At 35.0% G+C, this 14,596-nt stretch carries 12 protein-coding genes; 5 read left to right on the top strand and 7 right to left on the bottom strand.

Annotated features, from left to right (window positions below; genetic code table 11):
• Positions 1-48: 48 nt before the first annotated feature.
• From ATE49_RS16870 to ATE49_RS16840, 7 genes are all read right to left on the bottom strand, one after another.
• Positions 49-810 carry a prolipoprotein diacylglyceryl transferase gene (locus ATE49_RS16870; RefSeq protein ID WP_065083039.1) on the bottom strand — a complete coding sequence of 254 codons (762 nt, stop codon included), beginning with the start codon at positions 808-810 and terminating at the stop codon, positions 49-51.
• 2 nt (positions 811-812) lie between these two features.
• The gene (locus ATE49_RS16865) at positions 813-1,394 is read right to left on the bottom strand and encodes a 5'-methylthioadenosine/S-adenosylhomocysteine nucleosidase family protein (protein WP_065083038.1); all 582 of its coding nucleotides are present in this window, start codon (positions 1,392-1,394) and stop codon (positions 813-815) included.
• 40 nt (positions 1,395-1,434) lie between these two features.
• On the bottom strand, positions 1,435-2,178 hold the full coding sequence (gene fabG / locus ATE49_RS16860; protein ID WP_024563849.1) for a 3-oxoacyl-[acyl-carrier-protein] reductase: 744 nt from the start codon (positions 2,176-2,178) through the stop codon (positions 1,435-1,437).
• 13 nt (positions 2,179-2,191) lie between these two features.
• Positions 2,192-3,526: an alpha-L-fucosidase gene (locus tag ATE49_RS16855; RefSeq protein ID WP_065083037.1), complete on the bottom strand. Its 1,335-nt coding sequence runs from the start codon at positions 3,524-3,526 to the stop codon at positions 2,192-2,194.
• A gap of 90 nt (positions 3,527-3,616) precedes the next feature.
• Entirely contained in the window at positions 3,617-5,089 is a 1,473-nt protein-coding gene (locus ATE49_RS16850) for a WG repeat-containing protein (protein ID WP_065083036.1), read from the bottom strand.
• 2 nt (positions 5,090-5,091) lie between these two features.
• Positions 5,092-5,766 carry a 16S rRNA (cytidine(1402)-2'-O)-methyltransferase gene (gene rsmI, locus ATE49_RS16845; RefSeq protein WP_059345814.1) on the bottom strand — a complete coding sequence of 225 codons (675 nt, stop codon included), beginning with the start codon at positions 5,764-5,766 and terminating at the stop codon, positions 5,092-5,094.
• Entirely contained in the window at positions 5,766-6,944 is a 1,179-nt protein-coding gene (locus tag ATE49_RS16840; RefSeq protein ID WP_065083035.1) for a hypothetical protein, read from the bottom strand. Before ATE49_RS16840 ends, rsmI begins: the two co-directional genes overlap by 1 nt.
• 46 nt (positions 6,945-6,990) lie before the next feature.
• Between ATE49_RS16840 and ATE49_RS16835 the strand changes: the two genes are divergently transcribed.
• Genes ATE49_RS16835 through mnmG form a run of 5 tightly spaced genes read left to right on the top strand, consistent with a single transcriptional unit; the run spans position 6,991 to position 14,593 of the window.
• Positions 6,991-7,584, top strand: a complete 594-nt coding sequence (locus ATE49_RS16835; RefSeq protein ID WP_024563852.1) for a thymidine kinase — start codon at positions 6,991-6,993, stop codon at positions 7,582-7,584.
• On the top strand, positions 7,581-10,031 hold the full coding sequence (locus ATE49_RS16830) for a bifunctional UDP-N-acetylmuramoyl-tripeptide:D-alanyl-D-alanine ligase/alanine racemase (RefSeq protein ID WP_065083034.1): 2,451 nt from the start codon (positions 7,581-7,583) through the stop codon (positions 10,029-10,031). The genes ATE49_RS16835 and ATE49_RS16830 overlap by 4 nt, the downstream gene beginning before the upstream one ends.
• 56 nt (positions 10,032-10,087) lie before the next feature.
• Positions 10,088-12,238, top strand: a complete 2,151-nt coding sequence (locus tag ATE49_RS16825) for a patatin-like phospholipase family protein (protein WP_065083033.1) — start codon at positions 10,088-10,090, stop codon at positions 12,236-12,238.
• Positions 12,239-12,296: 58 nt separating this feature from the next.
• Complete coding sequence (ybeY, locus tag ATE49_RS16820; RefSeq protein WP_065083032.1) at positions 12,297-12,704, top strand: rRNA maturation RNase YbeY; 408 nt, start codon at positions 12,297-12,299, stop codon at positions 12,702-12,704.
• Between the two features lie 26 nt (positions 12,705-12,730).
• Positions 12,731-14,593 (top strand): tRNA uridine-5-carboxymethylaminomethyl(34) synthesis enzyme MnmG, encoded by a 1,863-nt coding sequence (mnmG, locus tag ATE49_RS16815; protein WP_065083031.1) that lies wholly within the window; start codon positions 12,731-12,733, stop codon positions 14,591-14,593.
• Positions 14,594-14,596: the final 3 nt, after the last annotated feature.

Raw genomic sequence — 14,596 nt, 5'->3', positions numbered from 1 at the left:
ATTCCGCCCAAGCCGCCTACTTCTAAAATGGTTAAAGAATGGTTCATATTAAATTATTGGTGCTAAATATTTAGATTTCAAAGTGATATTAATTTTATAAATGTAATAAATAATCACTAACAAACAAGTGAGTTGAATAGCCCCCAAATTTCCTACAATTTCGATTCTCGGCTTTAGAAAGTCAAGAAAAAAACGAAACGTAAAATAAGACAACATAAATATCTGAAAAATAAATCCTGAAGGAAAATGTTTCTTCTGAATAACTTTTAGAGTCCCCCAAAGCAATACGAGAAAAGCAATCTCATACAATGCCACAGGATGACGCAGATACTGATCTCCCAAGTGCATTCCGAAGATTGAATCTGTAGGCAATCCATAGGTTTCTTCATAAATTCCGGTAAAAAAACAACCGATTCTGCCAATAATTATTGCCAGCATCAAAGGAAATGTAATCAGATCTCCTGTGCTTTCTTTATGTCCGACTATTTTTTTAGCAAGTTCTACTCCTATTAACCCAAATGCTAAACCTCCAACAATCGTATTATTGGACCAAAATCTTTTAAATGAAAAACCTGTTGAAAATAATGTATATGGATTTTCCAGATTTCCAATAATTTTTGAACCTAAAAGGGCACCAGCTGTTGCTCCGGCAATAATAGCCAGGGAGATTGTAAGAGGAAGTTTTTCCGGAGATTTTCTCTTCAGAAAGAAATAATAACGCATCCCCAGAAAAATCCCTAATGATTCTAATACTGGATGCAAGAGTATATCTTTACCAAAAAAATGTAGTGTTACCGGAAAATCAATCATATTTAAAATCTGGTTGCTATAACTTCACGAAGAATTTTTGAAGCTTTATTAATTTCCTGTGTCCAGTCTTCAACGGCATCATCATTAGCTCCATCGGAAATATATTTCAGGCAAAGAAAAGGAATTTGTTCTCTTCTAGCTATTAAAGCCAGAGCATAGGCCTCCATATCCAGCACATTATACAAATCGGTATTATATTCTGTCTCAAAGCTGTCTCCGGTACCGCATATCCCTTTCGGCAGATCATCTACGTCCATTCCGTAATCCAGAACCACATCATCGTCTGAAAAAGGTGTTTTAAACTTCTCTATGCCCAAAGGCGATACATCCATATCTCTTTGAACAAATTGCGTACAGCAAACCACATCTCCTCTTCTGAAAGCTGTACTTCCTGCTGTTCCTAAGTTGATAATAATACCAGGTTTATTTACTGACAGGTATTTCATTAAAAAATAACCAGCATTTACTTTACCTATTCCGGTAAATACCCGTTGTAAATCCTTAAATTCATTTCCTGCCTCTTTCTCCATTGCAAAGACAAAAACAGGATTATTATACGTTTTTCCGCTGATGGTTATTTTCATATATCAAATAAAAAAAGGCTTTTTTCAAAGCCTTTATATACTAAGTTAACATTCCGCCATCTACGTTCATAACCTGGCCTGTAATATAGGAAGACATATCACTTCCTAAGAATACGCATGCATTGGCTACATCTTCCGGCTGCCCACCTCTTTTTAGTGGAATTCCGTCTCTCCAACCTTGTACTGTTTTCTCATCCAGAACGGCTGTCATTTCAGTTTCAATGAATCCTGGTGCAACTACGTTACAACGGATATTTCTGGAACCAAGTTCTAATGCAATAGATTTAGAGAAACCAATAACTCCTGCCTTAGAAGCCGCATAGTTAGCCTGTCCTGCATTTCCTTTAACACCTACTACAGAAGACATATTGATAATAGATCCGCTTTTAGCCTTCATCATTGGCTTAATAACAGCCTTTGTAAGGTTAAATACTGAATCTAAGTTTACTTTGATAATTGTATCCCAATCTTCTTTAGACATACGAAGCATAAGGTTATCTCTTGTAATTCCTGCGTTATTAATCAGGATATCTATCTGTCCGAATTCCGCCATTACATCATCTACCAACTTCTGTGCTGCATCATAATCAGAAGCATCCGACTGATATCCTTTTATCTGGGTAACAGAACTTAGTGCTGCTTCTAATTCTTTCGCTTTATCTACAGATCCTGCATAGGTAAAAGCAACTTTTGCTCCCTGCTGAGCAAAAACTTCTGCTATACCTCTCCCGATTCCACGGGTTGCTCCTGTAATAAGGGCTACTTTTCCTTCTAATAGTTTCATATTTAATGTATGTTTATTTTCCTTCAAAAACAATCACAGCATCGGGATTCTGATCATCCACTGCATGGCTGTCAAACGTTAAAGTATTATTCTTTAAAGTATACTTTACAGTTTTTTTATCTTTCAGCAAATATGCGGAATTAATCTTTTTAAATGGAAATTTTTCGAGAGTAATTGCTTTACCTTCATTATTTTTAAGTATATGAACGTATATTTTTCCGGGTTTCTGAGTAACAGCACCCCATTTTTGAAGTGGAAGATAGCCTCCTCTTGTTCCATAAATACTCTCTCCATAAACTCTTATCCATTCACCCATTTCTTTAAAAGAATTGATAAATGGCTGTGGAACTTTACCATTAGGCATAGGCCCTATATTCATAAGTAAATTGGCATTACTTCCTGCAGCATTTACTAACAGATTCAGGAACTCTTTGAATGTCTTGTTTTTGTTATCCTTCAAATCGAATCCCCATGAATCATTAAGTGTTGCGCAGGTTTCCAAGGGAAGCTGGGAAGGTTTCTGGAAACTTAACCCATGCTCGTTTTGTCCCGGAATATCTCTTTCGAACATTTGAAAATCTTCACCTTCCAATGGTGTAATATGGTGGTTATTTCCAACAAGACATTGTGGCTGAATCTTATGTATAAGCTCATAAATCTCAGGCATTTTCCAGTCCAGATATGTTTTCTCACTTCTGCCAGCTTTTTCTTCTTCCATCTGATCCCAGTAACCGTCAAACCAAATTCCTGAAACTTCTCCGTAGTTGGTTAAAAGCTCTGTCAGCTGATTTTTCATAAACTGAATATAATCATTCCAGTTTCCTTTTTCAGTACGCCCGGTTCCTTTTCCTGTTCTTCCAGTCCAGTATGAATAATCTGTTCTTGTCCAGTCCAGAAGCGAATAATAGAATGCTATTTTCACTCCTTGCTTATGGCATTCATCGGCCAATTCTTTTACCAAATCCCTTTTGAAAGGGGTATTCATAATATTAAAATCCGAATACTTTGTATTCCACATACTAAATCCGTCATGGTGGCGTGTAACCAAAGTAATGTACTTTATCCCGGCATTCTTAGCCATTGAAACATATTCTTTAGCATTGAAACCGATAGGATTGAAAAAGTCTTTAAGTTTAGCGTAATCATTAACCGGAATTTTATCATTATTCATGACCCATTCTCCTCTTCCCAATTCACTGTATAATCCAAAATGAATAAACATTCCGAATTTTTCATCCTGAAATTCGGTTCTCGCTTTTAAGTTGGCTTGTGTTGGCTGATACTTCTGCTGGGAAAAGCCAAGAAGTGAACTTCCCAGTAATACTGTTAATAATGTTTTTTTTAGCATAGCTTTTGGTATTAGTTTTTTTCTGAATTACTATTCAATTTTTAAGACTGCGAATAGTGGCAACTTTCATTTTAAATAATTGTGTTTATTTTAATTTAAAGTAGATATTATTTCTTTTTTTCCTTTATCCGAAAGGTACATATATTCTTTACTAAATCCGTAAGAATCATATACAAAAGGCCTTACGATTTCATTTCTATTGTTGACAAGACCGTATTTACCGTTCAGTTTGACTACAAAAGCCATGTTATTCCTAAAGCCGGCAATTTCTTCATATATAAAAGGTAAAACCTCTTTCCCACTGGGTTCAATAAAGCCATATTTCCCACCCTTTTTAGCAATTAAGCCTATATTTTTCTGTACTCGAAAAAAGAAAGGGTCAGATGCTGGTAAAACTTCATCAAAATTTAAAGGTTCCATTTTCCATGTATTCCATTCCAGACGTTGGTAACCGTTTTTGTTTTTAACCACCAGCTGATTTTCATCCAATGCGTAAATAGTAAAACCATCAGAGAAAACCTGTTGAAAATTCTTATTCAGCAGGTTATTTATTTTATTTTTCTTGGTAATAAGATATTGTAATTTATCTGTTGAAATAAAAGTGACTCTGTCAAAGCTTTCATTAACAGTCTTATTCAGGGAATCATCAATAATAAATTCCTGATTTTTAACATTCAATAAGAAGTATCCGTCAAACAAAAAAGATATACTCCCTTCTTTTATTTTCTTATTCTCTTTTGTTTTTAAATTGAATAGAAAAAACTGGGTATTGTTTTTATCCATAATGGCATAATCTCCATAAATAGTGATATGCGAATATTCCAATGGCAGAACTTCTTTTCCTTCGGAATCTATTAGCCCTTCTTTATCTATATTTCTGTCCAGGCTTACAAAGTAATCGTTACTTGCTTCAGTATTGATTAGCTCATATTTTGATTTTAAAAGAATTCTATTCTCTTTATCAACTAAAAAATATTGATTTCTGCCAACTTCCACACAAGACTTTTCCTTTGTATAATATGAATTTCTTTGATAAACGAAATCAGAAACAAATCCTTTTTCAGGATTGTAAATAGCCCATTTATTGCCCTTTTTCACAAAAAACATGCTTTCTCCGGCATATTCAATGGAGTCGTAAAGGAAATCTAATTCAGATTTATCACTAAGATAATTGACTAATCCAAACTTTTTATTTTGGGAGACTACCAGGTAACCATTCTCACTATTCCAGGATAAACCAAAATCATAATTGCTCAAAGGAATTTTATAATCCCCTTTGAAATTTATCAATCCGACTTTTCTATTATTATTTCCCCCGGTATAATGAAAAAAATATCCTTTTCTAAAGGGTACTAAATATCCATTTACAGGCTGCAGCGTTATAGTTCCTGTAGAGTCTATTATCCCTGAAAAATTTGCTTTTTTGAAAACAGCATATCCTCCATCAAACCGGTCAATATCGAGTTTTAATTTATCTCTTAAATCATATTGTAACTTCAGATCACTTTGAGAAAAGCCAATCAACCAGAAGAATGCTGAAATAAAAGATAAATTCTTTCTCACATTTATACCGAATTATTTACAATCAGAACAATTTCTCCTTTTAGCGTTTTGCTTTTAGAAAACTCTATTAATTCATCAATAGTTCCGCGTTTAGTTTCTTCAAATTTTTTGGAAATCTCACGACTTAGACTTACCTGCGTCTGTTCTCCGAAGAATTCTTTTATCTGTTCCAGTGTGGTATTAATCTTATGCGGGCTTTCATAAAGAACAATTGTTTTCTTCTCTTCAGCCAATTGTTTTAGCTTCGTCTGACGCCCTTTTTTCTGTGGCAAAAACCCGGCAAAATAGAAATCGTGATTAGGAAGTCCTGAAACAACTAAAGCAGGAACAAAAGCTGTCGCTCCGGGAAGACAGATCATTTCAATATCATTATCCCGACCTGCTTTTGCCAGAAGATAACCAGGATCCGATATTCCGGGAGTTCCGGCATCAGTAATAATAGCTATATTCTGCCCATTTTTAAGATCCTGAACAACTTTCTCTGTAGCCTGATGTTCATTATGCAAATGATATGATTTCAGAGGCTTTGATATCTCATAATGTTTAAGAAGAATCCCTGAAGTACGGGTATCTTCACAGAGTATATAATCGACTTCTTTTAAAACTTTTATTGCTCTGAAAGTCATATCTTCCAGATTACCTACCGGTGTTGGTACAAAGTATAATATGCCACTCATTATCTAAAACGGCTTTCTACTAGTGACCATAATCTTTGCGCATACTCGTCTACCGGCTTCCAATCTCTGTCATAGTACAGATCGCTAAGATATTCTTTTGCATCATCTAAAGTCCGGGCTTCATTTAATCTTTCTAATACGTATTTCATTTCTACTTCATCGTTATTGAATAATTTTTTCAGGAACGCCATCCTGTCGTTCAGGTCCAGTCTGAATTGTCCTGTTTGAACTGAGGTATTAGTATTTGTTGGTATAAACGCAGTATTTTCTTCTGTATTTACATACTCATTTACCTTTTCAGGTACCTCATTATTTTCTGTAGTATTTGTTATTTCTTCTCTGGAAATTGGTTTCAATCCCTTGATGGAAGCTAGCTTGACTTTATGAGCAGCTTCTTCATCCAAATGTGAGGAATCTTCCTCTTCCCTTATAAATAATTCTTTGATCTGATATTCCGGTTCTTTTGTAACTTCTTTCTCTTCATCAGCATGCTCTTCTTCTGTTGAAACAGTCTCCTCAGTGATCTCTGTTTCATTCATAACCTCTTCTTCTTCTTCTTCTTCTTCTTCTTCTTCTGCTGCTGCTGCTACAACCGTTTCCTCTTCCATAATCACAGGTTCTGCTTCAGTCTCAGTTATTGATACATCTTCCTTAGATTCTTCAGAGATTTCTTCAGTTTCAGCAACAGGTTCAGTTTGTTCCTCTTCTGCAACTATCTCTTCAGGAAATTCATGTTGATCTTCTTCCAAAGTATTTACATATTCTTCTTCCTCAGAATAATCATTTTCTATGATATTCTCTGTTTTCGGAACTACTGCATTTATTTTTTCAGCTGGTATTTCTTCATCGGTAATCTCTGCAATTTCTACAGAAGCTTCATCTTTGGTAAGATCTTCTTCAAATTCAGCTTCTACCTCTCTTTCTTTTTCAAGAGCCTCTTCAGATTTATCATGAGTAGGATTAGCCTCAATCATAGCTTCCAATTCATTTTTTCTCTGATGGATATCAATACTTTCTACCTCCAGCATTTTCAGAAAAGCTACTTTTTCATATAGCTCCTGAACTTTCTGATAATTAGTAATTAATCCTGCCGTTGATTCAACAGAAGCGATATCAGAGGCAATTTTTTTTACGTCTTCAAGGATCCTGTCCTGAATGTCATGAGAGTTTTGCATCATTATTTTATGTAATTTTGATGTGGAATAATATGTGCTAAGTTAACAAATGTTTTTAGAAAATACAATTAACCACGCCAAGCAAAGCGGGTGGATGGAAGTGATATGTGGCTCAATGTTTTCCGGTAAAACGGAAGAGCTAATTAGGCGTCTGCGCAGAGCAGAAATGGCAGGTCAGCAAGTAGAAATTTTTAAACCAAAAATTGATGTTCGTTACTCCGATGAAGATATCGTTTCGCATAATGATAACAAGATCCGGAGTACAGCTGTAGATACTCCTAATGAAATTCTGTTACTGGGATCCAATTGTGACGTTGTGGGTATTGATGAAGCACAATTTTTTGATGAAAGCGTTGTAGAAGTTGCCAATCAGTTAGCCAACAGCGGAACAAGAGTCGTTATTGCCGGGCTGGATATGGATTTTATGGGTCGCCCTTTTGGTCCTATGCCTAATCTTATGGCAACAGCCGAATATGTTACAAAAGTTCACGCCATTTGTAAAAGAACAGGAAATTTAGCCAATTATTCATTAAGAACATCTGCCAGCAAAGATTTGGTTCAGCTAGGAGAAACAGACAGCTATGAAGCTGTTAGCCGCCGTATCTTTTGGGAAGAGATGCAAAAGCAAGAGAAAAATAAATGAGATATACTGCACAGGAGTTAGCTTCAATGACCAACTCCCGGATTACCGGAAATAAAAATGAAGTTGTTGAACAATTAATTTTCGACAGCAGGCTTATTTTTTCTTCAAAAAATAATGCCTTCATTGCTCTGAAGACTCAGAAAAGTAATGGTTCCAAATATATTAAAGAAGCTATAGAGAAAGGAATAAAGGTAATTATAGCCGATGAAATATATGAATCTTCCGGACAGGATATAACCTGGATCATAACTTCTGATACGCAGAATTTTCTTAGACAGTTAGCACATCATCATCTTCAAAATCTAAATATTAAAACCATTGGTATTACCGGAAGTAACGGTAAGACTATTGTAAAAGAATGGTTATATCAATGTTTATGGGATGAAATGAGAGTTGTAAAAAGTCCAAAAAGTTATAACTCCCAGATAGGACTTCCCCTATCTATACTGCAGGCTAATAATAATGATGAACTTGGAATCTTTGAAGTTGGAATTTCCAAACCTCACGAAATGGAAAAACAATCTGAAGTGTTTTCACCTCAGATTGGAGTATTCACACATCTTGGTTCGGCGCACTCAGAATATTTTGAGAATGAAGAACAGCTTCTGAATGAAAAGCTAAAGCTTTTTGAAAAATCAGAAGTTATTATTTATAACGGAGATCACCTTTTGGTAAAATCCAAAATACAGAGTTTATACAATAATAAAACTCTGATTTCTTACGGGTTAGACATATCAAACGATATTTTAATTGAAAGCCCTATAGATCAGAAAGAGGCCTTTAATATCAAACTTTTAGATGGACATATTCAGATTCCTTTTACCAATCGGGATCAGGCTACTCTGCACAATGCATTAGCTGTTATTGCAGTTCTTAACTTTTTAAAAATTTCACATTCAAAAATTGTAGACAAAATCAACAATTTGCAGGCTGTGGAAATGCGTATGGAGAGCATTAAAGGAGAAAGAGACAACCTTATTATTAATGACTCCTATAATCTGGATCTCGATTCTCTAAAAATAGCATTGAGTACATTAAACCAGTATGGAAATAAATCACAAAAGGTATTGGTTCTTACAGATATACATGATGTAAAAGATAATTCTGAACATCTGTATCATACCGTTTCAGATTTAGTTAACGAACATTCGTTAGGTAAAATATACCTGATAGGAACAGAAATAACAAAGTTTGCTCATCTATTTAATTCTAAAACCTTTTCTTTCGATAATATTCAGGAATTAATTGAAGATCAAGAATTTAACAGTATTGAAAATTCATTGATATTATTGAAAGGGGCTCGTAAATTTGAGCTTGAAAATCTAAAAAAAGAGTTAGAGCTTCAGTCTCATGATACTGTTCTGGAAGTAAATCTAAATGCTATTCTACATAACATTAATGTTCACAGAAATTTTTTAAAGCCGGAAACCAAAATGATGGCTATGGTAAAAGCTTACTCTTATGGATTAGGCGGTTATGAAATTGCAGAGTTTTTACAACATCATAATATCAATTATCTGGGCGTTGCTTATGCAGATGAAGGTGTAGACCTAAGAAAAAATAAGGTAACCTTACCTATTATGGTAATGAATCCAGAGCTCAATAGTTATGATACCATTATCGATTATCAACTGGAACCGGAAATCTATAGTTTTAAAGTTTTAGATCTTTTCCTTAAAGCTTTAAGAAAAAAAGGAATCCACGAAAAGTATCCTATCCACATAAAATTGGAAACCGGTATGCACCGTCTGGGTTTCCGCAGAGAAGACCTGGATGAACTTCTTCTCAAAATTAAGGAAAACAACCTCAGAATAGCCAGTATTTTCACTCATCTTTCTTCGGCTGACGATCCGGAAGAAAGAGAATATACTTTAGCCCAGATTAAACTATACACAGATAATTCAGACTATATATTAGCCAGAATAGAAGATAAACCATTAAGACATTGTCTAAATTCACCGGGAATTACAAATTATTCCGAATATCAGTTTGATATGGTAAGAATTGGTATCGGAATGATTGGTCATACAACAAACCCAGCTATACAACCTCTATTACAAAGTGCTGTATGTTTTAAAACAGTTATTACTCAGATTTCTCCATTACACCCCGGAGAATCACTAGGTTATAACAGAAGGTTTAAAGCTACAAATGATACTAATATTGCTACAATAGCTGTTGGATATGCCGATGGTATACCACGATTACTAAGTAACGGAAAAGGCTTTGTTGGCATTAAAGGAAAGCTTTATCCCATCCAGGGAAATGTATGCATGGATATGCTGATGGTAGACATTGGCAATGATCCTATAGAAGAAGGTGATGATGTCATTATCTTTAATGGAAATCCAAGTCTGGAAAAATTTGCTGAATATTGTCAGACGATTCCTTACGAAGTGCTAACTTCAGTTTCTAGACGTGTAAAAAGAATATATATAAAAGACTGATGAAATAAAATACTATTTTTCTCTATTTCATCGATAAAATTAAATACAATATAGGGATGAAAAAACTATTTCTTTTTCTTGGGGTTATTATAAGCATCTTTAGCTATTCTCAGGTTAAAGAAAACTTAGTCATCCCTCCGCATCCAAAGATAGGATTGTCACTAAGTGGTGGCGGTGCAAAAGGTTTTGCCCACATAGGAGTTCTCAAAGTTTTGGATTCCATGGGGGTTAAAGTAGATTATATTGGCGGAACCAGCATGGGTGCAATTATTGGAGGATTATATGCAACCGGATACACAGGAAAAGATATTGAAAACATTATCCTGAATACAGACTTTTATAATGTCTTGAGCAGTTCCAGTCCACGCCAGCAAACCTCTTTTTTCAGTAAAAATGTAGATAAGTATCTTTTGAAAATCCCAATACAGAAGGGAAAAATCGTATTACCTTCAAGTATTTCTTCAGGTCAGAAAAATCTGGCTATGTTCAAAGAGTTATTTCAGAACTATTCTTCCGTTCAGGACTTCAGCAAACTTCCTATCCCCTTCTTTTGTATAGCAACCAATATTGAAACCGGCGGCGTAAAGCAACTTGAATCCGGAGATTTATCTCAGGCTATTATGGCAAGTTCTGCTTTTCCCGGACTTTTGGATCCTGTAAAAATCGGAGACAGTCTTTATGTTGATGGCGGTATAACAATTAATTATCCTTCCGGTCCACTAAAAAAGAAAGGAATGGACATTGTAATTGGAATAAATCTTGACCAGGGATTTGAAAAGAGAGACCAGTTAAACAATATTGTATCTATCCTCAATCAGATTATCACATTTGGTATTTCTAAAGAAACCAGAAAACAATTACCCTATACAGATATCAATATTCAGCCTGTTCTTACCGGAGTCAATGTAACCAGCTTTGAAGAAAAAGATAAAACCATTAAAGCAGGTTATGAAGAAACCTTACGTTATTCCGGTATTCTGAGGCAGTTACCAAAAAAGGATGCCCCGGTTGTAACAAACAAAAAGATAATACTGTCAGAAGTATACAAAATAGATGGTTTCGAGATAGAAAACGATAATATATATAACAAAGACTATATCAAGGGTAAAATGGGGCTTAAAATCCCTTCCCGCTATACCTATAGTAACATCAATAATAAGATTGATCAGCTGTACGCCACAAACAATTATAGCTTCATCAATTATGACATAGTAAATGACAACGGAAGAAATATTCTGAAGTTAAATGTAGCAGAAGACCAAAACCGAATATTTATGAAATTTGGACTTCACTATGATGAAGTTTTCAAAACCGGGCTTTTGGCAAATCTTACTGCGAAAAGAGCATTATTCAAAAATTCCAATGCAAGTTTAGATGTCGTATTTGGAGACAAGCCTCGTTATTATTTCAATTATCTAATGGATAACGGATATATTCCCGGCTTTGGTATTTTTTCTTCAGGAATGAAACTTGACTTAAAAGACCAGGATGCAAATGTATATCAAAACTGGAATTGGTTCCGGAATGAAATTTATATTCAGTCCGTATGGAAAGACAGATATGCTATCGGTGGTGGATTGAGTTACGATATATTCAATCAGAAAATGGGAACCAATAAAAATACATTCCATTACTACAATCCCTATATCTTTATTAAAAGTGATACGCAGGATAATACAGAATTTCCAACAAGAGGTATATATATTGACATACAGGCAAAAGCTTTAGACTTATTCAAAGACAAACAACTTGAAGATAAAGGAGCGCAGGTCTCCGGAAATGTAAAACTGAATATTAAATTTTCGGAAAGACTTACTTATAGAGTTTCCGGATTTATGGGTGTAACATTCGGAGAAGTTCCGGAATTTTACAAGTACAGACTGGGTGGAATATTTGAACAAAATCTAGGTTCATTTGTTTCATTCGATGGATATCAGTTTGGACAAAAAACAGATAACAATGTACTTCGGATAACAAATAGTTTTCAGTACCGAATACTGAAGAATTATTATCTTATTGCCAGTTATAATACAGCGAGTCTTTTTCCGAATATTAAGAATACAGAATTCTTAAGTTTCAGAAATAACTCTGTAGGACTTACTGCAGGATACAGTTCTCCATTCGGACAAATTAAGCTTAACTATAGCCAACCACTTAATCAGGGAGGCAAGGGAATCTTCAATGTAGTTTTAGGACATTGGTTTTAAGATATTATATAATTGAAAATACCCCTACCCTACCCCTTTCAACTGTCAACAAAAATTTATGATAAATTATTTTTATGAAAACGTAGCTCCTGTTTCGGATGAAGAAAAGAGAGCAAAATGGTTAGAACAACTTATCCTGGAAGAAGGTAAAAAACCAGGAGATATTAATTATATTTTATGTGATGATGAATATCTTCTGGAGATAAACCGCCAGTATTTAGATCATGATTATTATACTGATATTATTACTTTCGATTATTGTAAAGGCAAAATAATATCCGGTGATATTTTCTTATCTTTGCAGCGCGTTTTAGATAATGCATCCATGCTCAAAACAAAGCTGGAAGAAGAATTAAATCGTGTTTTAGCTCATGGTATTTTACACCTTTGCGGTTATAAAGACAAAACAGAGGAAGAGCAAAAAATAATGCGATCTAAGGAGGATTATTACATAGAAAAATACTAAATGTTTCACGTGAAACAATTTCAAAAATGATCGATCAAATATATGATGTAATAGTAGTCGGAGCAGGTCACGCTGGTAGTGAAGCTGCAGCCGCTGCAGCCAATTTAGGATCAAAAACTTTATTGGTTACAATGAATATGCAAACCATCGGACAGATGAGTTGCAACCCGGCTATGGGAGGTATAGCCAAAGGACAAATCGTAAGAGAGATAGATGCAATGGGAGGATACTCCGGAATTGTAGCAGATAAAAGTGCAATACAATTCAAAATGCTTAATCTTTCTAAAGGACCTGCAATGTGGTCTCCAAGAACACAAAATGACAGAATGCTTTTTGCTTCAGAATGGAGATCAATGCTGGAGCAGACACCAAATCTGGATTTCTTCCAGGATATGGTAAAAAGCCTGATTATTGAAAATAACAAAGTAGCAGGTGTTGTTACTTCTTTAGGAATAGAAATAAAAGCAAAAGCAGTTGTTCTAACCAACGGAACTTTCCTAAACGGATTAATTCATGTTGGAGACAAACAGCTAGGTGGTGGAAGAATGGGCGAACCAAGAGCTTTCGGAATTACAGAGCAATTAGAAAGCTTAGGATTTGATGCCGGAAGAATGAAAACCGGTACCCCACCCCGTATAGATGGAAGAAGCTTAGATTATTCTAAAATGGAAGAGCAACCAGGCGATGAAAACCCTCAGAAATTTTCTTATCTGGATACTCCTAAATTAAAAGAACAAAGAAGCTGTCATATTACTTATACTAACGAAATTGTTCATGATATTCTAAGATCTGGTTTTGACAGATCTCCGATGTTCAACGGAACAATTCAGAGTATAGGACCGAGATACTGCCCAAGTATCGAGGATAAGATTAACCGTTTTGCAGAAAGAAACAGGCATCAACTATTTGTAGAACCTGAAGGCTGGAATACTATAGAAATATATGTGAATGGCTTCAGCTCTTCCCTACCGGAAGATGTACAGATTAAAGCAATGCGTCATATACCAGGATTTGAGAATGTAAAAGTATTCAGACCAGGATATGCTATTGAATATGACTACTTTCCACCAACCCAGTTAAAGCATACTTTAGAAACAAAGATAATTGACAACCTATATTTTGCTGGTCAGATCAATGGTACTACAGGCTACGAAGAAGCTGCAGGACAAGGTTTAATTGCTGGTATAAATGCCCATAACAAAGTCTTTGATAAAGAAGAATTTATATTAAGCAGAGATGAAGCTTATATAGGTGTATTAGTAGACGATCTTATTACAAAAGGGACTGAAGAGCCATACAGGATGTTTACTTCTCGTGCTGAATACCGTCTTCTGCTCCGCCAGGACAATGCGGATATCAGGCTTACAGAAAAGGCTCATAAACTAGGTTTAGCTTCCGATGAAAGGCTTCAAAAGGTTGAAAATAAGATAACTAAAAGTTCAGAGCTGGAAGAATTCCTGAAGGCTACATCTGTAAAAGTAGATGACATAAACCCAATTCTGGAAGAAAACAGTTCGAGTCCTGTAAATCAAAGCTTTAGAGCAGCACAAATACTGACAAGACCTAATATAGACCTTAATAAACTTTGTGCTATAGAAGAAATCAAAAATAAGGTTGCGGAGTATACAGACGAAGTACGGGAACAGGCCGAGATCAATATAAAATACAAGGGATATATAGATAAAGAAAAGGAAAATGTTGCCAAACTTCATAGACTTGAAAACATAAAAATTCCTGAAAATTTCGATTATTCTAAAGTAAACAGTCTTTCAGCAGAAGCTAAACAAAAGCTATCTTCTGTTCGTCCGGAAACAATTGCACAAGCAGGAAGAATTAGTGGGGTCTCCCCTGCCGATATAAATATTCTGCTTATTTTTCTTGGTAGATAATTA

Origin of the sequence: Elizabethkingia miricola (assembly GCF_001675285.1) — a bacterium.
GTDB lineage: Bacteria > Bacteroidota > Bacteroidia > Flavobacteriales > Weeksellaceae > Elizabethkingia > Elizabethkingia miricola.
The sequence above is the reverse complement of the archived record's forward strand: the minus strand, read 5'-3'. Positions and strand labels throughout refer to the sequence as shown.

Bases quoted from the DNA above. Each gene is read 5' to 3' on its own strand.
- ATE49_RS16870 (WP_065083039.1), bottom strand. From the start codon at position 810: ATGATTGATTTTCCGGTAACACTACATTTTTTTGGTAAAGATATACTC.
- ATE49_RS16865 (WP_065083038.1), bottom strand. From the start codon at position 1,394: ATGAAAATAACCATCAGCGGAAAAACGTATAATAATCCTGTTTTTGTC.
- fabG (WP_024563849.1), bottom strand. From the start codon at position 2,178: ATGAAACTATTAGAAGGAAAAGTAGCCCTTATTACAGGAGCAACCCGT.
- ATE49_RS16855 (WP_065083037.1), bottom strand. From the start codon at position 3,526: ATGCTAAAAAAAACATTATTAACAGTATTACTGGGAAGTTCACTTCTT.
- rsmI (WP_059345814.1), bottom strand. From the start codon at position 5,766: ATGAGTGGCATATTATACTTTGTACCAACACCGGTAGGTAATCTGGAA.
- ATE49_RS16840 (WP_065083035.1), bottom strand. From the start codon at position 6,944: ATGATGCAAAACTCTCATGACATTCAGGACAGGATCCTTGAAGACGTA.
- ATE49_RS16835 (WP_024563852.1), top strand. From the start codon at position 6,991: ATGTTTTTAGAAAATACAATTAACCACGCCAAGCAAAGCGGGTGGATG.
- ATE49_RS16830 (WP_065083034.1), top strand. From the start codon at position 7,581: ATGAGATATACTGCACAGGAGTTAGCTTCAATGACCAACTCCCGGATT.
- ATE49_RS16825 (WP_065083033.1), top strand. From the start codon at position 10,088: ATGAAAAAACTATTTCTTTTTCTTGGGGTTATTATAAGCATCTTTAGC.
- ybeY (WP_065083032.1), top strand. From the start codon at position 12,297: ATGATAAATTATTTTTATGAAAACGTAGCTCCTGTTTCGGATGAAGAA.
- mnmG (WP_065083031.1), top strand. From the start codon at position 12,731: ATGATCGATCAAATATATGATGTAATAGTAGTCGGAGCAGGTCACGCT.